The sequence below is a fragment of the Actinoallomurus sp. NPDC052308 genome, from assembly GCF_040679195.1.
GTDB lineage: Bacteria > Actinomycetota > Actinomycetes > Streptosporangiales > Streptosporangiaceae > Actinoallomurus > Actinoallomurus liliacearum.
Window position 1 is genome coordinate 153,187 of sequence record NZ_JBFAUM010000011.1, and the last position, 25,771, is coordinate 178,957.

The 25,771-nt window shown below is 72.7% G+C and carries 26 protein-coding genes; 9 read left to right on the forward strand and 17 right to left on the reverse strand.

Annotation, left to right across the window (positions count from 1 at the left end):
* Nucleotides 1-310 precede the first annotated feature (310 nt).
* Both AB0L00_RS25500 and AB0L00_RS25505 read left to right on the forward strand, forming a co-directional pair.
* A complete protein-coding gene (locus AB0L00_RS25500; RefSeq protein ID WP_364438998.1) occupies nucleotides 311-799 on the forward strand; it encodes a sigma-70 family RNA polymerase sigma factor in 489 nt (162 codons plus the stop codon).
* A gap of 64 nt (nucleotides 800-863) precedes the next feature.
* Nucleotides 864-1,619 (forward strand): zf-HC2 domain-containing protein, encoded by a 756-nt coding sequence (locus tag AB0L00_RS25505; RefSeq protein ID WP_364438831.1) that lies wholly within the window; start codon nucleotides 864-866, stop codon nucleotides 1,617-1,619.
* Nucleotides 1,620-1,650: 31 nt separating this feature from the next.
* On the opposite strand, the gene AB0L00_RS25510 is transcribed toward AB0L00_RS25505, so the two are convergent.
* The 7 genes from AB0L00_RS25510 to AB0L00_RS25540 all read right to left on the reverse strand — a co-directional run bounded on the left by AB0L00_RS25510 (nucleotide 1,651) and on the right by AB0L00_RS25540 (nucleotide 9,796).
* Complete coding sequence (locus AB0L00_RS25510) at nucleotides 1,651-2,250, reverse strand: ATP/GTP-binding protein (protein ID WP_364438833.1); 600 nt, start codon at nucleotides 2,248-2,250, stop codon at nucleotides 1,651-1,653.
* Nucleotides 2,231-2,677, reverse strand: coding sequence for a DUF742 domain-containing protein (locus tag AB0L00_RS25515; protein WP_345357856.1), 447 nt, complete (start codon nucleotides 2,675-2,677; stop codon nucleotides 2,231-2,233). Before AB0L00_RS25515 ends, AB0L00_RS25510 begins: the two co-directional genes overlap by 20 nt.
* 2 nt (nucleotides 2,678-2,679) lie before the next feature.
* Complete coding sequence (locus AB0L00_RS25520) at nucleotides 2,680-3,093, reverse strand: roadblock/LC7 domain-containing protein (protein WP_364438836.1); 414 nt, start codon at nucleotides 3,091-3,093, stop codon at nucleotides 2,680-2,682.
* An 11-nt stretch (nucleotides 3,094-3,104) separates the two neighbouring features.
* Nucleotides 3,105-5,600: a nitrate- and nitrite sensing domain-containing protein gene (locus tag AB0L00_RS25525; RefSeq protein ID WP_364438838.1), complete on the reverse strand. Its 2,496-nt coding sequence runs from the start codon at nucleotides 5,598-5,600 to the stop codon at nucleotides 3,105-3,107.
* Nucleotides 5,601-5,835: 235 nt separating this feature from the next.
* Nucleotides 5,836-7,473 carry a prenyltransferase/squalene oxidase repeat-containing protein gene (locus tag AB0L00_RS25530; protein WP_364438841.1) on the reverse strand — a complete coding sequence of 546 codons (1,638 nt, stop codon included), beginning with the start codon at nucleotides 7,471-7,473 and terminating at the stop codon, nucleotides 5,836-5,838.
* Nucleotides 7,470-8,363, reverse strand: coding sequence for a terpene synthase family protein (locus tag AB0L00_RS25535; RefSeq protein WP_364438843.1), 894 nt, complete (start codon nucleotides 8,361-8,363; stop codon nucleotides 7,470-7,472). The genes AB0L00_RS25530 and AB0L00_RS25535 overlap by 4 nt, the downstream gene beginning before the upstream one ends.
* Before the next feature lie 77 nt (nucleotides 8,364-8,440).
* Nucleotides 8,441-9,796: a cytochrome P450 gene (locus AB0L00_RS25540; protein WP_364438846.1), complete on the reverse strand. Its 1,356-nt coding sequence runs from the start codon at nucleotides 9,794-9,796 to the stop codon at nucleotides 8,441-8,443.
* 672 nt (nucleotides 9,797-10,468) lie between these two features.
* Between AB0L00_RS25540 and AB0L00_RS25545 the strand changes: the two genes are divergently transcribed.
* Nucleotides 10,469-11,536 (forward strand): polyprenyl synthetase family protein, encoded by a 1,068-nt coding sequence (locus AB0L00_RS25545; RefSeq protein WP_364438849.1) that lies wholly within the window; start codon nucleotides 10,469-10,471, stop codon nucleotides 11,534-11,536.
* Between the two features lie 79 nt (nucleotides 11,537-11,615).
* On the opposite strand, the gene AB0L00_RS25550 is transcribed toward AB0L00_RS25545, so the two are convergent.
* Entirely contained in the window at nucleotides 11,616-12,359 is a 744-nt protein-coding gene (locus AB0L00_RS25550; protein WP_364438851.1) for a class I SAM-dependent methyltransferase, read from the reverse strand.
* A 181-nt stretch (nucleotides 12,360-12,540) separates the two neighbouring features.
* Between AB0L00_RS25550 and AB0L00_RS25555 the strand changes: the two genes are divergently transcribed.
* Nucleotides 12,541-12,717, forward strand: a complete 177-nt coding sequence (locus tag AB0L00_RS25555) for a hypothetical protein (protein WP_364438854.1) — start codon at nucleotides 12,541-12,543, stop codon at nucleotides 12,715-12,717.
* A 9-nt stretch (nucleotides 12,718-12,726) separates the two neighbouring features.
* On the opposite strand, the gene AB0L00_RS25560 is transcribed toward AB0L00_RS25555, so the two are convergent.
* The 3 genes from AB0L00_RS25560 to AB0L00_RS25570 form a co-directional block, all read right to left on the reverse strand.
* On the reverse strand, nucleotides 12,727-13,380 hold the full coding sequence (locus tag AB0L00_RS25560; RefSeq protein ID WP_364438857.1) for a class I SAM-dependent methyltransferase: 654 nt from the start codon (nucleotides 13,378-13,380) through the stop codon (nucleotides 12,727-12,729).
* Nucleotides 13,381-13,393: 13 nt separating this feature from the next.
* Entirely contained in the window at nucleotides 13,394-14,740 is a 1,347-nt protein-coding gene (locus tag AB0L00_RS25565) for a hypothetical protein (RefSeq protein ID WP_364438859.1), read from the reverse strand.
* A 190-nt stretch (nucleotides 14,741-14,930) separates the two neighbouring features.
* Nucleotides 14,931-15,197: a hypothetical protein gene (locus AB0L00_RS25570; protein ID WP_364438862.1), complete on the reverse strand. Its 267-nt coding sequence runs from the start codon at nucleotides 15,195-15,197 to the stop codon at nucleotides 14,931-14,933.
* A gap of 260 nt (nucleotides 15,198-15,457) precedes the next feature.
* Between AB0L00_RS25570 and AB0L00_RS25575 the strand changes: the two genes are divergently transcribed.
* Nucleotides 15,458-16,612 carry a glycerate kinase gene (locus tag AB0L00_RS25575; RefSeq protein WP_364438864.1) on the forward strand — a complete coding sequence of 385 codons (1,155 nt, stop codon included), beginning with the start codon at nucleotides 15,458-15,460 and terminating at the stop codon, nucleotides 16,610-16,612.
* 4 nt (nucleotides 16,613-16,616) lie between these two features.
* Here AB0L00_RS25575 and AB0L00_RS25580 read toward each other — a convergent pair whose 3' ends face one another.
* The 3 genes from AB0L00_RS25580 to AB0L00_RS25590 all read right to left on the reverse strand — a co-directional run bounded on the left by AB0L00_RS25580 (nucleotide 16,617) and on the right by AB0L00_RS25590 (nucleotide 18,397).
* A complete protein-coding gene (locus AB0L00_RS25580; RefSeq protein ID WP_364438867.1) occupies nucleotides 16,617-17,411 on the reverse strand; it encodes an SAM-dependent methyltransferase in 795 nt (264 codons plus the stop codon).
* A gap of 84 nt (nucleotides 17,412-17,495) precedes the next feature.
* Nucleotides 17,496-17,954, reverse strand: coding sequence for a nuclear transport factor 2 family protein (locus AB0L00_RS25585; protein ID WP_364438869.1), 459 nt, complete (start codon nucleotides 17,952-17,954; stop codon nucleotides 17,496-17,498).
* A complete protein-coding gene (locus AB0L00_RS25590) occupies nucleotides 17,951-18,397 on the reverse strand; it encodes a nuclear transport factor 2 family protein (RefSeq protein WP_364438872.1) in 447 nt (148 codons plus the stop codon). The genes AB0L00_RS25585 and AB0L00_RS25590 overlap by 4 nt, the downstream gene beginning before the upstream one ends.
* A gap of 98 nt (nucleotides 18,398-18,495) precedes the next feature.
* On the opposite strand from AB0L00_RS25590, the gene AB0L00_RS25595 reads away from it, so the two are divergent.
* Complete coding sequence (locus AB0L00_RS25595; RefSeq protein WP_364438875.1) at nucleotides 18,496-19,098, forward strand: helix-turn-helix domain-containing protein; 603 nt, start codon at nucleotides 18,496-18,498, stop codon at nucleotides 19,096-19,098.
* Between the two features lie 19 nt (nucleotides 19,099-19,117).
* Here AB0L00_RS25595 and AB0L00_RS25600 read toward each other — a convergent pair whose 3' ends face one another.
* Nucleotides 19,118-20,323 (reverse strand): serine hydrolase, encoded by a 1,206-nt coding sequence (locus AB0L00_RS25600; protein ID WP_364438878.1) that lies wholly within the window; start codon nucleotides 20,321-20,323, stop codon nucleotides 19,118-19,120.
* Nucleotides 20,324-20,498: 175 nt separating this feature from the next.
* Here AB0L00_RS25600 and AB0L00_RS25605 point away from each other — a divergent pair, with 175 nt between their 5' ends.
* On the forward strand, nucleotides 20,499-21,407 hold the full coding sequence (locus AB0L00_RS25605; protein WP_364438881.1) for an NADP-dependent oxidoreductase: 909 nt from the start codon (nucleotides 20,499-20,501) through the stop codon (nucleotides 21,405-21,407).
* A gap of 23 nt (nucleotides 21,408-21,430) precedes the next feature.
* Entirely contained in the window at nucleotides 21,431-22,405 is a 975-nt protein-coding gene (locus AB0L00_RS25610) for a YafY family protein (RefSeq protein WP_364438884.1), read from the forward strand.
* Nucleotides 22,406-22,502: 97 nt separating this feature from the next.
* On the opposite strand, the gene AB0L00_RS25615 is transcribed toward AB0L00_RS25610, so the two are convergent.
* Entirely contained in the window at nucleotides 22,503-23,252 is a 750-nt protein-coding gene (locus tag AB0L00_RS25615; RefSeq protein WP_364438887.1) for a hypothetical protein, read from the reverse strand.
* A 146-nt stretch (nucleotides 23,253-23,398) separates the two neighbouring features.
* On the opposite strand from AB0L00_RS25615, the gene AB0L00_RS25620 reads away from it, so the two are divergent.
* Nucleotides 23,399-25,198: a hypothetical protein gene (locus tag AB0L00_RS25620; RefSeq protein WP_364439001.1), complete on the forward strand. Its 1,800-nt coding sequence runs from the start codon at nucleotides 23,399-23,401 to the stop codon at nucleotides 25,196-25,198.
* Here AB0L00_RS25620 and AB0L00_RS25625 read toward each other — a convergent pair.
* Nucleotides 25,170-25,766 carry an AAA family ATPase gene (locus AB0L00_RS25625; protein WP_364438890.1) on the reverse strand — a complete coding sequence of 199 codons (597 nt, stop codon included), beginning with the start codon at nucleotides 25,764-25,766 and terminating at the stop codon, nucleotides 25,170-25,172. The two genes, AB0L00_RS25620 and AB0L00_RS25625, sit on opposite strands and share 29 nt — an antisense overlap.
* Between the last annotated feature and the right edge of the window lie 5 nt (nucleotides 25,767-25,771).

Genomic DNA, 25,771 nt, shown 5'->3' on the forward strand with positions numbered 1-25,771 from the left:
GGCGTTGAACCACGCCCCGGGCGGGACCCGTACTGCCTGACGGCTCCACCACCGCCGGCACGCGGGAGGGATCACGATGGGACCACATCGGCACGGCCACGCTCCGTGGGTCCGCACGGCCATGGACGAGTCGGCGTACGCGGCGCGGCACCCGCGATCCGGCCGCCGCGAGGTCTATCGTTGACCACCGCGCTCCCGACCGTCCCGGAGAACCCCCGCCATGGCATTTCCCGGAGCGCGCGGCAGGACGAAGGCACGGACCTGGTTGCGCGCGCTGCGCCCGGTGACCGACGCCGACGACGAGCTGATCATCGCTCGGCTGTACGAGGAGTACCACGACCCGCTGCTCGCCTTCGTGATCCGGCATACCGGCGGGGACCGCCAGTGGGCGGAGGACATCGTGCAGGAGACGATGATCCGCGCGTGGCGCAGCCTCGACCAGCTCGACGCGGAGGCGGCCAGCCTGATGCCTTGGCTGGCGACGGTCGCCCGCCGTATCGTCATCGACGAGAGGCGCCGCAGAGGAGCACGGCCCCAGGAGGCGGGCGAGGGCCCTCTCGAGAAGCTTCAGACTCCGGACGGTATGGAGGATCTGCTGCGCGGCGTGGTCGTGTCCGAGGCGTTGAAGGCGCTCAGCCCCGCGCACCGCGAGGTGCTCACCGAGACGGTCCTGCGCGACCGCACGGTCAACGAGGCCGCGGAGGTGCTCGGCATCCCCGTCGGAACGGTCAAGTCACGGGTCTACTACGCACTGCGGGCGCTGCGCGTCGTGCTCGAGGAGATGGGGGTGACGCCGTGACCGAGCGGAGCGAGGGAATCGGAGAGCAGCCCCTGCGAGTCGCCCCTCCGACGAAGGAGGACTCGTGACCGAGCGGGGGACTCCTCGGCACACCGACGTCGGCGCGTACGCCCTGGGACTGCTCGAAGAGGGCGACCGGCGGGCCTTCGAGACCCACCTCGCCGACTGCCCCGCGTGTTCGGCCGAGGCGGACGACCTGTCCGGCCTCCGGGACCTGCTGGTCGGCCTCCATCCGGCGCCGGACACAGTGGGGACGGAGGCGGCCGGGCACGGCTCGGCCGGGGCGGGAGACGCCGCGGGCTCCGCCGACGTCGCGAGCCTGCTCCGCCGGCGCGGGGTCGCCGCGCGGCGCCGGCGCCGGGGCACCGCGATCCTGGGTACGGCGGCCGGTCTGGCGCTGCTGGCGTGCGGGGCCGCCGTCGGCGCCGCCGCGGCCGGGCGCGGCGACGGCACGGTGCTGACGCACGACCACCAGAACCTGCCGGCGGACCTCCTCGGATGGGGGGAGACGCACGAGGCCGCGAATCCCCGTACCGGCGCGCGCGGCATCGTGGCACTGGAGCGCAAGGCCTGGGGCACGCACGTCGCCCTCGACCTCGGCGACATCCGCGGCCCGCTCACCTGCCGACTCGTCGCGGTCACCCGGTCGGGGCAGCGGCACGTGGTGACCGAGTGGGCCGTGCCGCCCAGGGGCTACGGCCTGCCGCGCTCGCCCGACCACCTCCAGGTCCACGGCGGTACGGCCGTCCCGCGCCAGGACCTGGGCAGGTTCGACGTGGAGGTGGAGGGCGGCGGCACCCTCCTCAGCATCCCCGTCTGACCCGCGGGCCCGGCGGGGCCGGGCCCGGTGGCTACACCTTGACGGGCCGTTTATGTTTCCGCGTCTTCATGGCGTGCTGGACGAGTGTCACCAGGACGTTCTTGCAGGACTCCCTGTCCCGTGCGTCGCACAGCACGATCGGCACGTGCTCCCCGAGGTTGAGCGCCATCTCCACCTCGGCCAGCTCGAACCGCCGGGCACCGTCGAAGCAGTTCACCGCGACGATGAACGGCGTGCCGCGCCGTTCGAAGTAGTCGACCGCCGGGAAACAGTCGGCGAGCCGCCGGGTGTCGGCGAGCACGACCGCGCCGAGCGTCCCGAGCGAGATCTCGTCCCACATGAACCAGAACCTCTCCTGGCCGGGCGTGCCGAAGAGGTAGAGCACGAACTCATCCTTGATCGTGATGCGCCCGAAGTCCATCGCGACCGTCGTCGTGGCCTTCGCCTCGACCCCCGCGACGTCGTCGACGCCCACGCTCTTGTCGGTGAGGAGCTCCTCGGTCCGTAGGGGTTTGGTCTCGGAGACGGCGCCGACCAGCGTCGTCTTTCCCGCGCCGAAGCCGCCGGCGACCACTATCTTGATCGCCTTCGGCAGTCTCCGGCCCCGTCGATCAAAGCGCCTTGAGTCCATCGATCACCGCCAGGTACAGGTCGTCGTCGTCCGCCAGCTCGGCCTCCGTCTGCGGGTCCTCGACCGAGATGAGGCCCTTGGCGAGCAGGTCGCCGAGAAGAACGCGGACGGTGACGGTCGGAAGGTTCAGGTGACCCGCGATCTCGGCCACCGACATCGGCTCGTCACAGAGCCGGACGACGGCCTGGTGCTCGGGGTCCAGGCCGAGCTCCGGGGCCGGGGGCAGCCCCGTCGCCACGACCATCGTGATGAGGTCGAACTCGCCGTGCACCGGTTCCGTTCGGCCGCGGGTCATGACGTACGGGCGGACGAGCGGCCCGGCCTGCTCGTCGAGCCATCGTTCGTGGGCGTCCCCCTCCACGGGGGTGCCTTCGGACGTGGCGTCTGGAACGTTCCTCGGGTCCTGCTCGGACGGGTCGTTGGTCATGGTCACGGCACCGGGTCCGCGGAGCGGGACGCGGCCGTGAGGTGGTGGCCGAGTCCGGTGACGAGCATCTCCATCTCGTACGCGATCAGGCCGATGTCGGCCTCCTCGCTGCTGAGGACCGCGAGACAGGCGCCCTGGCCGGCGACGGTCACGAGGAGGTAGGCCGAGCGCATCTCGACGATGGTCTGGAGCACGGGACCGCCGTCGAAGCGTTCGCCCACCCCCTTGGCCAGGGACTGGATACCGGCCGCGACCGCGGACAGGTGCTCGGCGTCGTCCTGGTCGAAGTCCTTCGACGCGGCCATGAGCAGGCCGTCGGCGGACAGGACGATCGCGTGCCTGGCCTCCTTGACGCGCTTGATGAGGTCGTCGAGCAACCAGGCCAGTTCGGCGGGAGGTTCTGTCTTCTGCGCCACTACTAGTCCTTCTACGCTTCTTCGTCTGCGGTCGGGTCGTCTTCGGGGTCGGCGTCCCGCTGGAACCTGGTCGCCTCGGCTCTGCCACGCCGGGTGCCGGCCTGCAGGCCGCTGATGGACCTGCGAAGTTTCTCGGGCGATCGGCCGTCGCCGACGTTCCTGTCCTCGTTCCCCGCGACGACGGTCGGCCCGTCCGTCCGCAGCGGAGCGGCGATGTTCGCCTGGGGAACGCGGATCGGCAGCCCCGAGGGCGTGGTCGACGCCTCGGCGGCGGGCGCCGGCTCGTCGTCCTTCTCTTCCGGGACCGTCTCGGGGCTGTCCCGTGGGAGCGGTGCGAGCGCCGTCACGGGCGCCACCGTGCGCCCCGTCGATCGGCCGGTCGGACGGCGGCTCGGGGTCTTCCGCCGTCTCCGCGGGAAGCCGTCGGGGGTCCGCTCCAGGGGCTCGTCGCCGGGACCGGTGCTGGACTCGTCATCGGCATCGTGGGATTCGTCGGAGGACAGGACAGGGGAGACGGCGGTCGCCACGGCGGTCGCGGTGGCCGCGGGCGCGGCGGCGCCGATCGCGACGGGCCGGCTCTCGGCCAGGACCCGGGTGCTCTTCTTCGGCGCGGCGTCGTCGGGCGCCGTCTCGCTGATCAGCTCCCGGGGGATCAGCGCGACCGCGGTGGTCCCGCCGTACGACGAGTGCTTGAGCGAGACCCGCACGTCGTAGCGCTCGGCCAGCCGGCCGACGACGTACAGCCCGAGGTGCACCGAGCTCGACAGGTTGAACTCGGGCGGGTCGCTGATCCGGTCGTTGAGGGATGCCAGCAGCTCGTCGGTCATGCCGAGGCCGTGGTCCTCGATCTCGATGACGTAGCCCTTGGCGACCTTGCGGCCGCTGATCTCGACCTGGGTGTAGGGCGGGGAGTAGGAGAGCGCGTTCTCGATCAGCTCGGCGAGCAGGTGGACGATGTCGCCGACGGACCGGCCGGCCAGCGAGACGTCGCCGATGGTCGAGGCGACGGTCACCCGGGTGTAGTCCTCGACCTCGGCCACGGCCGACCGGACGACGTCGATCATCGGGACGGGCCGCCGCCAGCCGCGGGCGGGGGTGGAACCGGACAGGACGATGAGGTTCTCGGCGTTGCGCCGCATTCGGGTCGCGAGGTGGTCGACGCGGAAGAGCTCCTCCAGGTCCTTCGGGTCGTCGTTCCGGCGCTCCATCTCGTCGAGGAGGGTGAGCTGCCGGTGGACGAGGGCCTGGGACCGGCGCGCGAGGCTGAGCAGGATGTCGCGGAACCCGCGCCGCAGCTCGGCCTGCTCGACCGCGGTACGGATCGCGGTCTCCTGCACCGTGTTGAACGCGTGGCCGACCTGACCGATCTCGTCGTTGCCGAACACCAGGGGCGGCGCCTCGGCGGCGACGTCCACGTTCTCGCCGTGTCCGAGCCGTTCCACGACGCCGGGCAGACGCTGGTCGGCCAGTTCGAGCGCGGCGTTGCGCAGCTTCTCCAGCTGCCGGAGGAGGGCGCGGGTCGTGGTGATGGACACGACCACGGACGCGATGACCGCGATGAGGCCGAGGCCGCCCGCCAGGGCGAGCCGGACCATGACGCCGATGGCGACCGGTTCGGCGCGGTCCACCAGCTCGTTTCCGGCGTCGAGGGTCAGCTTCTCCAGCTGGGCCATGATCGGCTGTACGGTCGTCTGCCACTGCGCGGCCGAGACGGGCGGGCGCGCGCCCGTCCGTCCCTTCTCCACCAGCCGGTCCTCCATCTGACGGAACCGGACGAATTCGGCGTTCTTGGTCAGCCGGTCGTACCGGGCGCGGTCGGCCGCGGGCAGCTCCGCCGCGGCCTGCTCGTGGAGCAGCCGCTGCGCGCCCACCAGCTCGGCGTACTGCGCGTGCTCGGTGCCGGTGAAGCGGCCCGCCGCGAGGGACCCGGCGAGGAGCGCGTCCTCCCGGGAGAGGACCTCCTTCGCCCAGGTCATCGAGACCAGCGTGCGGCTGTCCGCGGCGACTCCCTGGTCGCTGAGGGCGCCCGCCGCGCGGTAGATCCGGAAGGTGGCGTCGATGATGTCGTCGAAGGCCGCCGTCGCCCGGTCGCGCTGCACCAGCCGGGTGTCGATCGACTGACGGCTCATCCCGAGGTCGTCGAGCTTGGCGAAGGAGTCCTTGATCCGCGCCTTGAGGACGGAGCTCGCGACGCGGGAGACGTCGCCGCCGGCGGCCAGGGACCGGAACCGCCTCGCGGCGACGTCGGTGCGGGGCCGCTGGGCGTCCAGGGCCTGCCGCTGCGCGGCCCCGGGCCGGCCGAGGTACACCATGGACAGCCGGCGCTCCTGCTGCAGCGCGGTGACCAAGGTCACGCCGGGCCGGCTGACCTTCTGGTCGATGGTGTTGACGCCAAGGAGGTTCAGACCGTCCCGCAGCGTGACCCAGGCGGCGAAGGCCCACAGCGCGGCGAGCGACACGAGAAGTGCGGTGATCTTCGTGCGAAGACGCGAGTTACGAAAGCGCATCCACCAGTTCCAAACGAGATCCTCAGGGATCCGCAGCCCGTCACGAAGGTATGGACGGTGCCGGCACCCGATGTCGAAACGCCTCACGGCACCGTCGCGCCGATCAACGCCCGTCGCACTTTAGCAATGGATGACTTACAGACTGCAATTACAGGAAACGCGCAGGCTTTGACCGTTTATGTGGTGATTTGTCCACTAGTGTCGGAAAAATTCGCCGTGAAACGGGGCGGGGCCGTCAGCCGCCGATCGCCGTGTCCTCCCGGACCAGCGCCATCACTCCGGGATCGCGCCGCGCAAGACGCACCGCGGCCAGGACCGCCGCCCGTACGATCGCCGTCGGCCGATAGAGGTCCTTGTCGTGCCAGAGCGCCGGACCGTCCCCTCCCGAATCCCCGGTCCGGACCAGGTAGGCGTATCCGCGCGCCGCCGCGGCCCGGCAGGCGCCGTCGCCCGGTCCGACCAGGAGCAGGACCTGCGTCGCGTAGGCGGTCTCCTCCGCGGTGCCCTCCCACCGGCCCCACGAACCGTCGGCGCGCTGGGTCGCGAGCAGCCACCGCACGGCGCGCCGGACCGTCGCCCGCGCGCGGTCGCCGCCGAACCGGCCCAGGGCGAGCACGCAGCACGCGGTGGCGTAGTACGGCGAGGCGTGCCACCGGTCGTGCCAGCTCCCGTCGGCCCGCTGATGGTCGCGCACCAGCGCCGCCAGCCCGGGGACGACCTCCGCGATCCGCGGCGGGGAGTCCGGGTGCCGGACGAGGTACTGCCCGAACGCCTCCAGGACGTGGGCGTTGGTGCTGACGGAGAACCCGTCCTCACCCTGCCACGTGCAGAAGTGCTTCTCCATCCGGTACGGCTCCAGGCCGTCCAGCCCGAACGGCAGGCCGAGCAGGCCGAGCGCGTACAGCGCCCCGGCCGTCGTGTCCGCGTCGGCCGGCAGTCCTTCCCCGGCGGGCGTCCCGACCGGGTCGAGGGCCTGCCGCAGACTGGAGAGGACGGTGGGCGGCACGGTCACGCCGATCCCGGCCCGTACGAGGGTGGTGATCACCCAGGCGCGCTCGAACACCGTGATCGGCAGCCCGCAGGGCACCGGGCCGCCGTGCTGCTCGACCACCATCTCCAGGAACCGCCGGGCGGGGTCCTCCGGGACGGGCGCCTCCCCGCCGAGCCAGGCCGCGGTGGCGGCCGGCGAGGCGCCGACGATCCCCGTCGGGCCCGGGCGCGCCGCCGGGACGCCGCGCGCGTCCCCGCCCACCGCCTCCAGGGCGTGAAGGAGCTTCTCCGGCGGTGCGGCCCCCACGCTGAGCAACGCGCGTACGGCGGAGAGCCGCTTGGTGCCGTCCAGCCCGCGTGGCGTGCGCGGACGCCCACCGGCCGGCCCGCCCGCGACGCCCGGGACGGGACCCGCCAGGGCCCGGTCGATGGACTCGACGAGCGCGGCCGCGATGAGGTCGGCGGCGGGCATGTCCGGCATCGTCCGGCCGTCCAGCTCGTCGGCCAGCCGGGACAGCGCAGCCAGCCCCCGGTCGGCGGCCCGGGCCAGATCCGTACGGCCGTGGTCGTCGCCCGACCGGCGGAGCTCGGCCAGCAGTGCGTCGGTCGCGCTCAGCGTGGGGACGACGGCGTAGCCGCCCGGTCCGCCCCAGCCTCCGTCCGGCCGCTGCGCCGCCAGCAGGAAGCCGAGCCGCCGGGTGTGGCCCACCAGCCAGGGCGCCAGGGCCACGAGCCGTCCCGTCTCGTACACCGAGGGGGAGACCTGGCCCCAGGGCGTCGCCGCCAGCCCCGCCATCAGCTCGGCGGCCGCCGCCGTGACGTCCGGCGCCGCCGGGCCGGCCTGCTCGATCGTGCGCGCGGACGGGTCCCCGCCGACCGTCACAGGGCCTCCCAGTGGTCGGTGGGCTCCTGGAGCCCCTCGCAGAAGTCGACCTGGCGTTCCATGTACGCGGCCAGGTGCGGGTGACCGGCGCGCAGCGGGTCGAGGAGCGCCCGGAACCGCGCGCCGACCGCGGCGAGGTGGTCCCGTACCTCGCCCTCGGTGACCCCGGGCAGCAGCGCGTTCAGGTCGCCCCGGGACAGGTCGCGTTCGAAGGTGCCCAGGTCGTCGATCAGGCGCATGGTCCGCTGGGCCTCCCGGCTCACCGCCATGACGGCGGGAACGTCCTCGACCGGGGGCGCCTCGGCGGTGGCCGCCCAGTGCGAGACGAACGCGAACGAGAAGCCCAGGTCGTCGGCGTTCTCCAGGTGGTCCGCGAAGGCGGGTGCGGAGCCGTCCGCGCGGGCCGCGTTCCCGTCCCGTTCCAGCGTCATCGCGGTGAGGAAGCGGCGCAGCTCCTCGCGCCAGACGTCCCGCAGCGCGGGGAACGCGGGCGACGACGCGAGGTCGTCACGGATGTCGGCGAGGGCACGGGCCAGGTCGTCGCCGTCCGGGGCCGGCGCGCCGTCGGCGACCGCCAGGCACCGCTCGACCACGTTCCGCACCTCGGACCGGGGCGTCGCGGCATGGCCGATGAGCCGGTCGACGCCGGAGCTCCAGACGGCGACGCGGTTCGTCATCCGCAGCTCGGCCGCGCCGAGCCACGGCGCGCTGAACGCCGTGCGGAGGCAGACGGTGTTGACCAGAGTGGCGTCGAACGGCTCAGCGCCGAACAGGCCCTCGTAGCGCGCGGTCCACTCTCGCGCCTCGCGCTGGGCGCGGCCGGCGACGGCGCAGACCCGCCCGCTCTCGACGGCGGGCAGGACCGTGCCACCGATGTCGGAAAGAGTCATGAGGCCTCCTTCGTCGGCCTCATGACCAAGATGCTCTGCTCACCGATTCCCTCGCTTCGCTCGGTCATGAGCGCGCCTCAGACGTTCGAGGTGACGCGGCCGCGAGGACGCAGCAGGAACTGGATCCGCTCGCTCGGCTTCAGGGTCAGCCCGAGCCGGGGCTCGATCGACGGTGAGCCGTGGATCACCGGCTCGAACCGGCTCAGCATCGCCGCCATGATGAGCTGTGCCTCGATGGTGAAGAAGTAGCTGCCGACGCACTGGTGCGGCCCGCCGCTGAAGGTGAGGAACGCGAACCGGTGCCGCGACTGCCCGGGCGCGAACCGCTCGGGGTCGAAGACCCGCGGATCGGGCCATACATCGGCCAGCCGGTGCGTGAGATAGGGACTGATGACGAGGATCGATCCCTTTCGAATGCGGACGCCGTCGATGACGTCGTCCGCGACGACGGTTCGGGGAATGATCCACCCCGGGCTGTAGAGCCGCAGTACCTCTTGGGTGACCATTTTGGCGTACCGCAGCTCGGACAGGTGGGCGCGCCTCGGGTGATCCGTCCCGACCACCCGGTCGATCTCCGCGTAGAGCTTGGCGGCGATGTCCGGCCGGGAGTCGAGCACCATCCAGAGGAAGGACAGGATGCTCACCGAGGTCTCCGTCGCGGCCACGAACAGGGCGACCACCCCGTCGCGGATGTTCTGCTCGTCGAGGCCGTTGCCGTTCTCGTCGCGCGCCCGGATGAGCCGGGAGACGATGTCCCCGCCGTCCGCGCCCCGTCGGCGGGAGTCGCGGACGATCGGAAAGATCAGGTCGTCGACCGCCTGGACGGCGCGGCGGAACGCGCGGTCGCCCGGGAGCGGCACCCAGAACGGCACGAACGGGAGCAGCATCCGCGAGCGGAAGGAGGACGTCGTCGCGGTCGCCAGCACCCGGCCGAGTTCGTCGATCTGGTCGAGGGGCATCTTGTCGCCGACGATGACGCGCGTGATCGCCCGATAGACCAGCCGGGTCATCTCGTCGGCGGCGTCGACCGGGCGGCCGACCGCTCGCCCGGCGAGCTCGTCGACGGCCTCGACGATGGCCCTGGCCACGTCGTCCGTGAAGGACGCGATGTTCGGACCGGAGAACATGGCCTGGTAGGCGCCCTTCTTGAGCGCCCACGCCGGGTCCGCGCCCGAGGGCTCGCCGACCAGCCGGCTGAGCGGCTTCCACAGCAGACCCTCGCGACGGTAGTTGTCGGCGTGATCGCGGAGGACGTGCTGCACATGGTCGGGATGGGTCACCAGGTAAGGGCGGAACGGTCCAACGACGCCCAGTCGCACGATGTCGCCATCGGAGATCCTTCCGACCTCGTCCGTCGCCTGAACGGGGTCGCGCAGCAGTGCCGGGAGAAAGCGGAACGAGGAAATGGTCTTCGCGTCCCGTGGTCTGGGCATTCGAGCGTCGGTCGACGTCACAGTCGTCCCAATCTGGAAAGTCGATAGCGGAATCCGGGAATGGCGGATCGACGCCGGGGAGTTTCGCCGTCGTGATCGATAAAGGAGGAGCGGCGATCGAGTCCCGTCTGGTCAGGAGGGTGTCAGCCGAGCGGGGAAGACGGAATTCAGACCGCCGTTGCGGCCGATGACTCGTTTAACACGCCAATCCTCGCCTCTTTGTGGTCAGCGATCCGAAATGTCACATGAGTCGTACACATGACGCTACTAACTATAAGGTAAGGATGTCGTTACCTCGTTCGTCGGGAGCGCTCAGGAGGGGCGGAACGCCGGAGGCGGTGCCGGTCTCCGGGGCGGCTCGAAGGAGCGCGCGGAGAGCGGCCGGCGTTGCGGGCAGGGCCGGATGACGCGACGGAGCCGACGCGGCGCGGTCCGCGCTGAGCAGCGCGAACGGGCCCTCAGGAGGCGTGGCCGCGGGCGTGGCCGGAGACGGGAGGGCGGTGCGGCGGGAGTGCGCGGCGGGTGCCAGAGGGGGCCGGAGTCCCACGGCCCGCGCTCGCCGGGGTGCGGAGTGTGATTTTCTTCTCAGCGAAATCCAGGTTTGGGCCTGTCCGACTGTCGGGAATGCGTAGTTCGTCGATCTTCCTCCCCTGGCCGCGGAACGGACCCCGTATGCCCCTCGACGTCTCCCCGCCGGCGGAGGCCGGTGACGACGCCGCCGTGATCCTGTCCCGTTGGAGTTCGCTGGCCGCCCCGGCCCTGCGGGCGGCGGTCGAGACGTTGCATCCCTGGCCCGCCCGGATGGCGGCGTACGCCTTCGGGTGGGCCGGCCGCGACGGACGGCCGTCGGGCGGGAGCCCGGCGACCGGCGGCAAGGGCCTCCGGCCCGCGCTCGTGCTGCTGTGCGCCGGAGCGGCCGGGGCGCCCGCCGATTCGGCACTGGCCGGCGCGGTCGCGGTCGAGCTGGTGCACGCCTTCTCCCTCGTGCACGACGACATCATGGACGGCGATGAGCGTCGCCGGCACCGCGCGTCGGTGTGGCGCGCCTACGGGGTGGGGCCCGCCATCCTGACCGGCGACGCGCTCCTCGCCCTGGCGATGGCGACGCTGGCCCGGGTGCCGGGACCCGGCGCGGCGGCCGCCATGGAGCGGTTGTCGGCCACGCTCATCGAGCTGGTGCACGGTCAGGCCGAGGACATCGCCTTCGAGGGCCGGCCCTGGACCGGGCGGGACGCGGTCACGGTCGAGGAGTACGTCGCGATGGCGGAGGCCAAGACGGGTGCGCTGCTCGGCTGCGCCGCGGCGATCGGGTGCCTGCTCGGCGGGGGCCCGCCGGAGCGGGCGGAGCGGATCGCGGTGATGGGACGGCAACTCGGTCTGGCCTTCCAGATGACGGACGACCTTCTCGGCATCTGGGGCGATCCCTCCGTCACCGGCAAGCCCGCGTCGAGTGACCTGCGGCGCGGCAAGAAGACCCTGCCGGTCCTCGCCGCGCTGGAATCCGGCACGCCGGCCGCGCGGCGGCTGGAGGAGGTCCTCGCGGCGCCGCTCACCGGCGAGGAGGAGCTCGATCTGGCACGGAACCTGATCGAGGACGCCGGTGGACGGCGGCGGACCCGGGAGCGGGCCGCTGCCTGCCTGCGCCGGGCGCTCCACGTCCTCCACGCCGAAGGCGTGGGCGGCCCGGCCTCCGAGGACCTCGCGGTGCTCTTCGGTCTTCTCCTCGACCGGGCCCACTGACCGGCATCGGGCTTAATGATCTACAACGTAAAGGCGGCGGCTCCTCCACCGGCGAGAGTCGCCGCCGCGACCGCGTCGATCAGCTCCCGGCGCGCCGCGCCGAGAACTCGAGGCGTACGTAGTCGACCACCGGCTCGGGCAGCTCCGCGGCGACCGCCCGCACGAAGTCGCGGTGCTCGGCGGCCGGGAGCCGGTCGAGCTGTGCGCCGAGGACCACGGTGGTCAGGTAGCTCTCGAACTGCTCGCCCGCTTCCAGCCGGGCCGGGTCCGGTACGAGGGTGACCTCGACGTCGGTGAAGCCGGCCGCCTCCAGGCGCCGCCGGGTCTCCTCCGCGCCGGCGAAGTTCCACGTCTGGGGCTCCTCCCCGGTGACCTTCGCCAGGGCCGCCCGCACCCGGGCGACGTTGCCGTGCCCACCGCAGTCGGCGGCGAACGGCGCTCCCGGCCGAAGCGCCCGTGCGATGTTCGCGAACAACGCGTCGTGGTCGTGGATCCAGTGGAAGGTCGCGACGCTGAACGCGGCGTCGGCGCCCGTGATCGGCAACGGCCGGGTGAGGTCGGCCTGATGCACGTCGACCCGGTCGAGGCGGTCCGCGAGCCTGTCGCGGAGCCGGTCCAGCATACGTGCCGATCCGTCCACCGCGATGACGCGTCCCCGCGGCAGCAGGTCCAGCAGCGCCTCCGTGTCGCGGCCGGTGCCGCAGCCGGCCTCCAGCACCGTCTCGGCGCCGGTCAGCGGCAGCCGCTCGAGGGTGCGCCGGCCCCAGCGCAGATGCGGCAGCGGGAGGGAGTCGTACGTCGCGGCGTCCCATTCTCTGATCACGGTGATCACCCCTTCTCGTCGATCACCTTAGCGGCTATCTCACATTACAAGAAGAATCGTCTCACACTATGAACAGAGCGACAGGATGCTTGCGTATACCGAAAGTAGCGAGTTGACTACTTAATGTGGCTGCACTGTCCCGTGCGCATGGTCGGCTCGCCGCGTCCCGGGCACGGCTCGCGTGAACGACGACCTCGCCCGGGCGCTTCAGGAGTTCCGCAGCGTCCTTGCGCTGCCGACGGTCGGGCGGGCGAGCCGTCTCGCGGATCTGGGCGAGCTGCGGCGGCTGATCGAGAGCTATCCCGAGGAGGCGCGCGCGATCCTGCGGGAGGTCACCGGAGACTCGCCGGTCGCGTGACCCGGAGGTTCAGGACCCGGCGGGCCTGCGGAACTCCGCGCGCCAGCGGCGTACGGGCGGGTCCTCGTCGTCGAAGAGGTCCTCGACCCGTACGGCGGGCAAGGGGAACGACTCGACCTCGGCGCGGGTCAGCGGCCAGGGCATCCGGCCCGGATCGTCGCTCTCCTCCCTGGCGCGCGCGATGACGAGCAGGGTCCCGCCCGGGGCGACCAGGTCGGCGACGCCGGCGATGGCGCGCCTCCGCGCCTCCCCGCGCAGCACCTGGACGGTGTAGCTCTCGACGACCAGGTCGAAGGCCCGTCGCCACTCCGGGGGAGGGGAGAGCAGATCCGCCGCGTGGTACTCCACGCGGGAGTCCGGGAAACGGGAGCGGGCCCGCGCGACGGCGGACTCGGAGACGTCGAAGGCGGTCACGTGGTGGCCGAGCCCGGCGAGGTACTCGGCGTCGTCGCCCAGCCCGCAGCCGACGACCACGGCGCGATCCGAACCCGGGCGCGCCCACGCCCGCAGCATCGGGTTGGGCACCAGGTCGGCCCAGGGCACCGACGCCTCCCCGCGGTCGGCCGCCGCGTACAGACGCTCGAACCATCCCGTGGCGTCGCCCGCGGCGATCGACTCGGCGGCGAGCCGCCGCGCGTACCCCCGCTGCTCTTCGACGTTCATCGCGACGGCCTCGTCAGGACCGGGGACAGGCGGGGAACAGCCCGCGCGTGCCGGAGGGATAGGCGGTCGCGTCGGTGAACCGGCAGCCGAAGTCGGGACGCGCCACCGCCGCCGGGTCGGTGACCGGGTCGCCGGCCGGGCGGGGGCCGCCCTGCACCCAGCGGGCCAGGTCGTCCCAGGCCTGCCCGGCCTCGGCGGCGGAGAACTCACAGTGCTGCGCGGTCCGGATGGCGCGCTGCACGACGAGGCCCGACCGGTGGGCGCGGGCGACCTCCGAGCCGTAGATCTCCTCCATCGAGAACGGCACGAACATGTCGCCCAGACCGTGCAGGGTGACGACCTTGGCGGTGGGCAGCCCGAAGACGCGCGGGATCTGGGAGAGCCGGGCGGAGTACCGGTCGACCGGGTCGGCGGGGCGGACCCGCTGCACGGTGGCGTTCACATCGACCGGCGTGTTCGGCGTGTAGCGCGTACCGGCGTTGCCGGCGACCCGCGCGGGGTCCTGCGCCAGGCTCGTGCCGGCCGCCGGGGCCCCCAGGCTGAACAGGAAGTCCTTCCAGAGGGGGAAGGCGGCCTCGGCGCCGGGCCGGGGGCCGCCGGAGCGGTCGATCGTGATGGCCCGCAGTTGCTTTCCGAGGTCGTTGGTGGTGTCCGGGCCGCCCGGCCGCAGTGCGTCGAGCCCGAGCGCCTGCTCGATCCTCGGCACGGCGTTCGTCAGGTAGTCGGCCGGCGCGGGATGGGCGCGCACGCCCGCCAGGTCCTGGGCCACCAGGTTGTAGTCCAGGAAGAAGTCGAAGAGCCGGTCGTCGCCGAGCACCCCGCACATCGGCAGGGCGCCGGAGTAGAAGTTCGGGTACTGCTCGATCGACCGGCCGATCACGTGGCCGCCCATGGACACGCCCGCGATGTAGGTACGGCGTGGTCTGCGCAGCAGCCGGGTGAACAGGTCGGCGAGGTCGCGGGTCTCCACGACTCCGGAGCGCACGTCGTAGTCGTTGTCGGCGTACGACGACGCGGCCCAGGCGTAGCCCTCGCCGATCAGCTTCTGCCGCAGCCCGAAGGCGGGCGGATCCACGGTCAGCGTCGTCGACGCGCCGCGGTAGCCGTGCGACCACATCACCAGTTCGCCGTTCCAGTCCGCCGGCACCTCGATGTCGTACGCCGCGTGATGGAAGACGCCCTGGCGCACGGTGGTCGTCCGGCCGTCGGCCGTCAGCGGCGGGAGCGCCGGGTTGCTGATCGTGTACGGCGGCAGCGGCCGGTCGTCGGGCACCGTCGTCGCGCCCGCGGCCGGTGCGGTGCCGAGCGACACGGTGACGGCGGCGACGGAGACGAGGGAGGCGAGCCGGCGCAGGCGCATGGACGATCTCCTCGAAGGCAGCCATCGCGACCCGGTCCCGGGTCACGGGGAACGGCCGGCGCGCCGTCGTCGACGTGCGTTGACCGGTAGGACTCCGCACCTTAGAGGCGCGGTCGCCCGACGGCAAGATCGTTCGGCTTGTCCGTGCCGGCCGGTCGGTGCGTCCCGGCGGCCGGCGCGTTCCGCGCGGTCAGCGCATCCCGCTGGCCATCATGACGATGAGGATGGCGACGTGCGTCACGATGACGAATCCGATGATGAACATGAACACGAACTTGGCGGGGCCGTGCTCGAAGACCTTGCCCTCCTTCAGGGGCGCCCGCCCGGCCTGCCGCTTGGCGAGGCGCTCCGCGAACTTCTCCTCATAGGACTTCTTGCGCGGAGTGGGCTGCTCGCCGCTGGTGGGCTGGTCGCCGGTGGTGGGCTGCTCGTCGGTGGTGAGCTGGTCGCCGGTCATCGATGGAACCCCAATCGTGTGCCTCCGATGAAGAGTAACCATTGCCAAGGTCGGGTGATTCCGTCCGGTGTCCTGTCGTCCCTGCTCACGTGACCGGAGGGGCGGTGACGTCCACGGATGCGGGTAGGACCGGCCGGAGCGGCGGGCCCTCGGACCGGGGTGCGGACCCGTCCGGCCGCCGACCTGTGCGGAAGGACCCGGACGAGACTGGATAATCGGCGGCACAAGATCGTGATTCCGGTCCGTTGAGAAGGGAATCCATGAGCAGCCACGTCGTCATCGCACCCGACAAGTTCAAAGGGTCGCTGACCGCTCCCGAGGTGGCCGCGCGCGTCGCAGCCGGGCTGCGCCGCGTCCATCCGGAGGTCCGGCTGACGACCATGCCGGTCGCGGACGGCGGCGACGGCACCGTGGACGCCGCGGTCGCCGCCGGCTTCACCCGGCGCCGCGCCGTCGTCAGCGGGCCGACCGGTGAGCCCGTCACGGCGTCCTACGCGATCCGTGACGAGACGGCCGTCGTCGAACTGGCCGAGGCGTCCGGGCTGCGTCTGCTGCCCGGCGGCGTGCCCGCGCCGCTGACCGCCTCCAGCCACGGCACCGGCGAGCTGATCGCCGCGGCGGTGGCGGACGGGGCGCGCCAGGTCGTCCTCGGCCTGGGCGGCAGCGCCTGCACCGACGGCGGCGCGGGCATGGCCGCCGCCCTGGGCGCCCGCCTCCTGGACTCGCAGGGCCGGGACCTCCCGCCGGGCGGCGCCGCGCTGCGCGACCTCGACGCCGTCGACACGTCGGCGCTGACCGACCGGATGCAGGGGGTCACGGTCGTGGTGGCGAGCGACGTGAACAGCCCGTTGCTGGGCCCGGACGGCGCCGCCCGCGTGTTCGCGCCGCAGAAGGGGGCCGATCCGGAGCAGGTCGAGATCCTCGTGGCGGGGCTGGCCCGCCTCGACGCGATCGTCCGCCGCGACCTCGGCCTGGTGATGGCCGGGTACCTCGGGGCGGGCGCGGCCGGCGGAGTGGGGTTCGGCGCACTGGTGTTCCTGGCCGCCCGGGTCGAACCGGGCATCGCCTACCTCCTCGACCTGCTGGGGTTCGCCGCGCAGCTCGACGGCGCGCGCCTCGTGGTGACGGGCGAGGGTTCCCTGGACACGCAGAGCCTGCGCGGCAAGGCGCCGGTGGGCGTGGCGCGGGCGGCCCGGCGGGCGGGGGTGCCGGTCGTCGCCGTGTCCGGGCGGCGGGCGCTGAGCGATGACCAGCTCCGCGAGGCGGGATTCGCCGGGGCGTACGCGCTCACCGATCTCGAACCCGATCCGGCGCGGTGCATGGAGGACGCGGGCCCACTGCTGGAACGGCTCGCCGAGGAGATCGCCCGGACGGTGCTGGAGGAACCGCTGAGCCGCCGAGAGCCGACCTCATGAGCGCTCAGCCGACCGGGGAGGAGGTTCCGAGCCGGCCGACGCCGGCCAGCAGCCGCCCCTTGGTCTCCGGGCCGTCGGACCGCCACCTGGCCACGTGGACGAGGCCCGGTTCGACGAGGTCGAAGCCGGTGAACAGCCGTTCGATCTCCGTGCGGGAGCGGATCACGGCGGGGGCGCTGGACTTGGCGTAGGCGTTCTCTATCCGCTCGCGCTGCTCCAGGGTCAGGCCCTCGTACGTTCCGGTCGACAGCGCCAGGAAGCTGCCGGGCGCCATGTTCTCCCGCAGCGTCCCGATCACCTCTTCGCCCTCTGGGACGAAGTGCAGGACGGCGATGGCGAGCAGGGCGATCGGCCGGTCGAAGTCGAGCAGCCGCTCGACGGCCGGGTCGCCCAGGATCTCGCGGGGGCGGCGGATGTCCGCCCGCACGGTGGCGATCCGGTCGTCGGTGGCGCGGAACGCCCGGTTGTGCGCGAAGACGATCGGGTCGTTGTCGACGTACACGACGCGGGCGGCCGGGCGGATCTCGCGGGCCACCTCGTGCACGTTCGGTGAGGTCGGGATCCCCGTCCCGAGGTCCAGGAACTGCTCGACCCCCTGCTCCGCGAGGTGGCGCACGACGCGTACGAGGAAGTCGCGGTTCGCCCGCACGAGCTTGCGCTGCTCGGGGTGGGCGGCGATGACCTTCTCGGCCGCCTCCCGGTCGGCTGCGAAGTTGTCCTTGCCGCCCAGCCAGTAGTCGTACATGCGGGCAGGGGACGGCGTGTGGACGTCGATGACGTCGGGGACCCGTGCCTCCATGATCGACAAGCCTAGGGGGCGGCCCGACAAACAGTAATGAACGCGGTAAATCCTGGCCACCTGCGGCCACACTCGTAAGTGTTGTTACATGTCCGGAAATAGCGCGTCGTCGCGGGAGGGGTCGTCCGCGAGGACGGCGGCGAGCGGGCCGGGCGGCCGGCCGATCGCGACACCGAACGCCAGGTGGTCGGCGTAGTCCCGGGACTCGACGACGAGGCCGTCGCGGACCCGGAGGACGAAGACGTTGCGGATCGCGAACCGTCGTCCGGTGGTCGTGATCCGGCCGACGTACTCGAACTCCCCGATGACGACCTCCGGATCCGCGGTCTCGTGCACCACGACGTCGCGCGCGCTCATCCGCAGGGGGAGCGCGGCCGCGTCGGCGAAGTGCCGGCGCAGCGCCTCCCGGCCGACGAGGGGTTCGCTCGGCGTGGCCATCGGGTGCACGACGACGGCGTCCTCGGCGTACAACTCGGGCAGCGCGTCCCAGTCGCGGGCCGTGACGCCCTCGATCAGCCGCTCGAAGACCTCGCGGGGCGTCACGCGGGCTCCTCGGCGAGGGCCGTGGCGAGGGCGCGGAGACCGCCGGTGGCGCGGGCGATGGTGAGGTGGTCGTGGTAGTCGCGCGTCTCGACGATCAGGCCGTCACGGACGCGCAGCACCTGGATGTTGGCCGCGGTCAGCACCTCGTCGCCGGCCGGGATGTCGTAGTCGAACTCCGCGATGACCACCTCGGGATCCGCGGTCTCGTGCACGACCACGTTGCGGACGCCGAACCGCAGGCCCATCCGGGCCGCGCCGGCGAACCGCGCCCGGATGACCTCCCTGCCCTCCAGGAGGCGGGGGGCGCCGGGTCCCGGCGGGGCGAACGGCTGATGGGCCACGGCGTCCTCGGCGTACAGGTCCGCCAGGTCGTTCCAGCGTCCCTCCGCGATGCCGCGGATCAACCGCTCGAACACGGCGCGCGGACCGGTGGGTTCGGGCATGCGAGACTCCTGTCCAGATCGTCGAAGCTAATCGGAGTGATCACTCCGGATCGAATTATCCGGAGTGGCGACTCCGTCTGTCAATGAGGAAGGTGTGCATGACCGCACCGCGGCGCGCGTCCACCCCGGACGGCGGACGGCCGGTCCGCGCGGACGCGCTGCGCAACCGCGCGCGGGTCCTGGAGGCGGCGGAGGCGGTGTTCGCCGCGCACGGCACGACCGCTTCCACGGAACAGGTGGCCCGGCGGGCCGGCCTCGGCGTCGGCACCGTCTTCCGTCACTTCCCGACGAAGGAGGCGCTGCTCGAGGCAGTGTTCGTCGCGCGGCTGGGCCGGCTGGCCGCCGAGGCCGACGCGCTGATGAGCGCGGAGGACCCGGGCACGGCCTTCTTCGGGTTCTTCGCCCGCGTCGTCGGCCACGCCGCGACCAAGAACGCCTTGGCCGCCGCGCTGGCCGAGGCGGGCGTCGACGTCCGGGAGACCACGGCCGGGACGGGCCGGGAGCTCAGGCGCGCGCTCGGCGCGCTGCTCGGCCGTGCCCAAGAGGCCGGGACGGTGCGGGCGGACGTCGGGCTGCCCGAGATCCTGACCCTCCTGGTCGGCGCGTCACAGGCAGCCGAGCACGTCGGCGGTGACGCCGAGGTACGGGCCCGCGCCCTCGCCGTCGTCTTCGACGGCCTGCGCGCCACGGGCGGCCGTTGAGCGAGCGGCGCGGCCGCCGTCAGGACTTGAGGGCCAGCTCGGCCAGGTGGCGGGCGATGCCGTTGACATCGGTGTCCTGCACGTTGCTGAGAACGGCGACGGCGATGTCGTCGTCCGGCAGGTACACGTTGCTGGCGTGGTATCCCTCGAGCAGGCCGGGGTGGTAGAGGTACCGGTGCCCGTTCAGCCGGTCGACGAGCCACCCGAAGGCGTACCCGGTGGAGGGGGAGTCGAGGCAGCCGCCGGACGGGCAGTCGGCCTGGGAGGTGAAGGCCAGCTTCACCGTGTCCGCCGGCGCGACGAGGTGGGCGCCGAACGAACGGTCCCAGCGGGTCAGGTCGTCGGCGGTCGTGTAGACGCCGCCGGCCGCGTAGGCCTGCGACCCGTTGATGCGGCCGGCCGGCTTGCCGGTCGAGAGGTAGCCCTTGGCCCAGCCGTCCGGCGGGTCGCCGTCGCTGTAGCCGGTGTGCTGCAGCCCGAGTGGTGAGGTGATCTCGTCGCGCAGCACGTCGCCGAGGCCCTTGCCGGTGACCTTCTCGATGATCGCGCCGGCGAGGATGTAGCCGGAGTTGCTGTACTTCCAGCTCGTGCCCGGTTTGAAATCAAGGGGTTTGTGGACGAACCGGCTGATGATCTCCTTGGGCGTGGTCGGCTGGTCCAGCTTCGTAAAGAAGTCTGGCATCTCGGAGATATCCGGGATGCCGGAGGTGTGGACGAGGATCTCGCGGACCGTGATCGGCTTCCACGCGGCCGGGCAGGCCTTGATGTAGGTGGGGACGAGGTACGGGCAGACCTTGTCGTCCAGCTTCACCTTGCCCTGGTCCTGCAGCTTCAGCACGAGCATGGCGGTGAACTGCTTGCTCACCGAGGCGATCCGGAAGATGGTGTCCGGACTGTTCGGGACGTTCTTCGCCTCGTCGGCCTGACCGGCGGCGAAGCGGGCCAGCACCTGACCGCGCCGCACCACCGTGACCGCCCCCGTGAACTTCCCCTTCTTCGCGAGCCCGCGAAGGTAGGAGTCGATCGCGGCCGCGCTCGGGTCGCCGGACGGCGCCGGCGACGTGGCGAGGGGGTTGGGCGTGGGCGTGGCGGCCGGGGACGCGGAGGTTCCTGCCGCGCGCGGCGGGTGCGCCGTACCTCCGCCGGAATCGCTGCTGCACCCCGTCACCGTCGCGGCGAGCAGCGCCAGCGCGGCGCCGGATCGGGCCAGATGAAGACGTGCCATGGTCGCTCCACGGCGTGTCGGTCGCACTTGTCGAACCTGCCAATGATCCCCAGGGGCACGGACCCCTGCAGGTTATCCGCCGCGGCGAGCAAGATCGCCATTTCGCGTCGCGACGAATGAGCCTTGATTACCCAGGGTAGTGCTCGGAGCAGCGCACTGGATTTCGGGGGGACCAATGCGAGCCGTGACGGTGTCCGATTTCGGGGCCCAGCCGGAGCTGACCGAGCAGCCGGTACCCGAGCCGGGTCCCGGCGAGGTCCTGGTCCGGATCAGCGCCGCGGGCCTGAACCCCTTCGACTGGAAGGTCATCGACGGCGCCATCCCGGACGCGGTCTTCCCGCTGGTCGTCGGCACCGACGGGGCGGGCACCGTCGAGCGGGTGGGACCGGGCGTCACCGGAGTACGGCCCGGCGATCCGGTGTTCGGCCAGTTCGGGGACCCCCGGCGCGGACACGGCTCGTACGCCGAGCGGGCCGTCGCCCCGGTGGACGCCATCGCGGCTCCGCCGCGGACGATCGCGCTGAGCGAGGCCGCGGCCGTGCCGACCGCCGGGACGACGGCGCTGAACCTGGTCGATCGGGTCGGTGACGCCCGCCGGCTGCTCATCGTCGGAGCGACGGGAGGCGTCGGCACGTTCGCCACGCAGTTGGCCGCCGCCCGCGGGATCATCGTCGTCGCCACCGCGACCGCCGACAAGGCCGACCTGATGCGGGCGCTGGGCGCGGCCGAGATCGTCGACCCCACCTCCGGCCCGGTCGCCGGACGGCTCTCCGCCCCCGTCGACGCCCTGATCGACCTGGTCAGCGACACGCAGGGGCTGCGTGAGCTGCTGTCGGTCGTCCGGCCCGGCGGTACGGTGCTCAGCCCGGTGTTCGCGGTCCCGGAGGAGGGGCTGCCCGGCGTCGACGCCGTCAACTTCCTGAACGAGGCGGGCACCGAACGGCTCGAACACCTCGCGCGGGAGATCGACGCCGGCCACCTCCGCGTGCTCATCGGCGACACCGTCACCCTGCCCCAGGCGCCGGACGCGCTCGCCCGCAGCAGGGCCGGGCGGGCCCGGGGGAAGACGGTCATCGTCATCTGACGACCGCAGGGCAGACTTGGCGCATGCGCGCGAGCCGCCTGGTGTCCCTCCTCCTGCTGCTGCAGTCGCGGGGCCGCATGACCGCCCAGGAGCTGGCGGATGAGCTGGAGGTGTCCCTGCGCACGATCTACCGCGACGTGGAGTCCCTGTCCGCGTCGGGCGTGCCGGTGTACGCCGACCGCGGCCCGGCCGGTGGATATCAGCTGCTCGACGGCTACCGGACGCGCCTGACCGGGCTGACCGCCGAGGAGGCCGAGTCGCTCTTCCTCACCGGCCTGCCCGGACCCGCCGCCGAGCTCGGTCTCGGCACGGTTCTCGCCGCGGCGGAGCTGAAGCTCATGGCGGCGCTGCCCCGGCAGCTGGCCGACCGCGCGACGCGGCTCCGCGAGCGCTTCCACCTCGACGCGCCGGGCTGGTTCCACGACGGCGAGCCCACGCCGTACCTCAACACCGTCGCCGACGCGGTCTGGAAGCAGCGCCGCCTGCACATGCGCTACCGCCGGTGGAAGACGCCGACGCCCGTCACCCGCACCATCGACCCGCTCGGCCTCGTGCTGAAGGCGGGCAGCTGGTACCTCGTCGGCCGCTCGGAGGGGGGCGAACGCACCTACCGCGTCGACCGGATCCAGACGCTGCAGATGCTCGAGGAACGATTCGAGCGGCCGGCGGACTTCGATCTCGCCGAGTTCTGGCGGTCCTACCTGGCGCGGTTCCGCGACACGATGTTCACCGGCGAGGCGGTCGTCCGGTTCTCCCCGACCGGGATGCGGATCCTCCAGCACCTGGTCACGCCGGAGGTGATCCGCGCGGCGCGGCGCAACGCCGGACCTCCGGACGAGGACGGTTGGGTGCGCACCGTGATCCCCATCGAGTCCGTCCGCCACGCCCACACCGAGCTGCTCAAGTTCGGGGCGGAGGCGGAGGTCCTCGAACCCCCGGAGCTCCGGGAGCGCGTCATCGCGTCCGCGCGCGCCATGCTCGACCGCTACGGCGCCTGACTCCTCGGTCGCACGGGCCGGCTCGCCGGCGCCGCCGCCGGACATGGAACGTCCCGCCGGGGGAGGCCGACGCCCACCCCGGCGGGACGCTCGCGGATCAGACGCCTTCGCCAGGTCGCCGGAACGTTCCGGTGTCCTCGCCCGGCCGCCGGAAGGTGCCGGTGTCGTCGGCGGAACCGCCGGCGACCCGGCGATCCGTCGGCTCGGGCGCCCGCGGCACGGTGTGCTCGGCCGGCCGGGGCATCGGCTGCTCGGGCGGGGTCATCGGAGGCGGGGCGGTACGGCGCGGCAGCGGCTGCGTCGCCTGGATCGGCCCGGGCCGGTCCTCACGGACCGGCCGCGGTGCCTCCACCGTCGGAGCCTCCTCGACGTACGGCGCCTCACGCTCGGCGAGCCGGGCGTCCTTGACGCCGACCACCGCGAGACGGCCGAGGGCCACCGCGGCGAAGAACAGGGCCACCGCGCCCACGCCGTACAGCAGCGCGATCTGCTCCACCACCTGGCGCGTCGTCCCCCCGACGGGGGCGCCGAGCCGATCGGAGGCGGACCACAGCGCGCTGAGCGGGCCACCGACGACGAACCAGGCGCCGCCGAGCGCGGCGATCCACGCGCCGGCGGCGGCCGTGGCCCGGTTGGCGCTCACCAGCAGGATCAGGCCGCCGACCAGCAGGGCGCAGGCCGGCAGGAGCTCCAGCCAGACGCGGCCGGCCGTGAACGACCACGCCTTGTCCGGAGCGAACGCGAAGTGGAAGTACGGGCCGAGGAGCGCGGCCAGCCCGCCCCACAGGCCGAGCAGCACGAGGATCACGCCGCTGAGCGCACCCCTGCTGCGAGGTACTCGTAGCATCCCGGTCATCGAAAATCAGCTCCCTGAAGTCTCGGGCGCCTACGGATTACCCGGGAAGAAACCTTTCAAGCGCGTCGTTCCTCCGCGCTTTGTGGTGATGTGGCCCGGTATAAACGGGCGGAGTCGTCGTCACGATGGGGGGATTGGTGACAGAGGAAGTCGGGGCCGTTCCGAGCGACCGCGACCTGGCACTGCTGCGGCGGTACGAGCCGATCCTGACCTACACGCGGGGGGAGCGGTTCTTCCCCGTCGACGCGGAGGACTACATCCGCTGCTGCAGCCTGTGGCAGGGCGAGCGGCAGCTCGTCGAGGCGGGTGAGCTCACGGCGGAGCGCCTGGTCGCCACGGCCGCCGAACGCACCGGCACCGCTCTGTCGCTGCTGCTCGTGCAGCGGCCGTTCGACCGGCGGGAGGTCCGCGCCCACCGCGCCCACGCCAAGCCGCCCATCGCCCGCTCCGGCCGCCTGGCCGCGGTCGGCCTCATCGGGCGGGTCTTCGACGTGCTGCTGCGCGCCTCGCTGTTCCTGCGCGGCTCGGTGCCCGGCGGGGTCGCGGCGGCAGCCGCCGACCTGGGCGAGCGGCACCTGAGCCGGGACCGCGCCACCTACTACGGCCGGGTGGTCCGTGAGGGCGGCTACATCGTGCTGCAGTACTGGTTCCTGTACGCCATGAACGACTGGCGGACGACGTTCGCCGGGGTCAACGACCACGAGGGCGACTGGGAGTCGGTGACCGTGTACCTCGCCGACACCGAGGACGGCCCGCGCCCGGCGTGGGTGGCGGTGTCCGCGCACGACGAGCGCGGCGACGACCTGCGTCGCCGATGGGACGACCCCGACCTGCGCAAGGAGGGGGACCACCCGATCGTGTTCGTCGGGGCCGGGTCGCACTCCGGAGCGTTCCTGCCCGGCCAGTACCTCGTCACCGTCAACCCCGTACGGCTCCGGCGCTACGTCCGCTGGGTGCAGCGCCTGATGGGACTGGCCTTCCCCTGGTCGCGGGAGGAACGGCATCACGGGGTCGGCATCCCCTTCATCGACTACGCCCTCGGCGACGGGGAGCGCGTCGGCCCCGGCCGGGACCGTACGTGGCGTCCGGTGCTCATCTCCGACGAGACGCCGTGGGTCCGGGGGTTCCGCGGGCTGTGGGGCCGGGACACCCGGGACTGGGTCGGCGGCGAGCGCGCCCCGGCCGGCCCACGCTACGACCGGGACGGCCGCGTGCGAACCCTGTGGGCCGACCCCCTCGGCTGGGCCGGGCTGCAGAAGATCCCGCCGAGCCCCGAGGCGGAGCGGCGTGACCTGCGAGCCCGGATCGTGGCCCTCGACGAGGAGATCAAGGCCGCCGACGCCGAGATCGAACGAGGCCGCGAGGAGCTGCGCCGGCTCCGTACGACGGCGGCGTCCCTGGCCGGGCACCGCAACACCAGGAACCTCGCCCGCCGGCGCAGCGCCGACGTCGCCAAGGCGGAGGCCGCCCTGGCCGTGCTCGTCCGCGACCGCACCGAGCTGGCCGAGGAACGCAGCGCGCACGAGGCGACGCTGACCCGCCCGCCCGTTCCGGACGCCCCGCAGGCGCACCTGCGGGAGCCGCACCTGCCGTACACGCCGTTCCGCGGGCCGCGCACGCGGTTCCTGCACGCGTGGGCGGCGCTGAGCACGCCGTTGTTCCTGCTGGCGGTGGTCGGCGTCTTCGTGATCCCACACGAACCCGTCGCCTTCCTCCTCGCCGCCGTCGTGCTGCTGTTCGTCACGATGGAGGCGTGGGTCCGGCGCAAGCTCCTGGCGTTCGCCACCGGGCTGCTGATGCTCGCCGGCGGCCTGGCCGTGGCGGTGGGGCTGGGACTGGCGGTCAAGTACGGCGGCCGGTACGTCCTGCTGGCCCCGCTGGTGGTGGTCGCCGGAGTGCTCCTGGTCGTCAACCTTCGCGAGCTGTTCCACCGCTGAAGAACGCCTCGTCGACCTGGTCGGCGAGCGGCCGGGCCCCGGACCGGTTGTCCAGGGCGGTGTGCGGCACGACCGGCGGCTCGCCGGCCCGTACGCCGGCGAGGAACCGGTCGAAGCCCTCCAGCTTCCCGGCGTCCCGCCCCAGCCCCCGGCTGAGCAGGCGGGCGCGCAGCGTCTCGGCGTCGGACCGGACCCAGACGAGCCGGACCGGCGGCCCACCCAGCTCCTCGACCCAGACCCGCCAGCCCCCGGCGTCGTGGATCTGACCGGTGAACGGCGCGCTCAGCAGCACCGGGCAGCCGTACGACCGGACCTCCCGGGCCGTGGCCGTCATCCCCGCGTACTCGTGAACCTTGACGTACTCGTCGTACCAGGGCCCCTCGCGCTCGCCGTCCGGGCGTCCCGCCACCCGCAGCGTCGCGCCGACGAACGGCCCGTACATCGTGTCCTTGTCCAGCAGAGCGGGCACCGGCCGCAGCCGGGACAGCAGCAGCCGCGCCACCGTCGACTTACCGGCGGCGGGCGGGCCGGAGACGATCCAGAGGTCCGCGGGGTTCAGGTCGCGCATGGCCC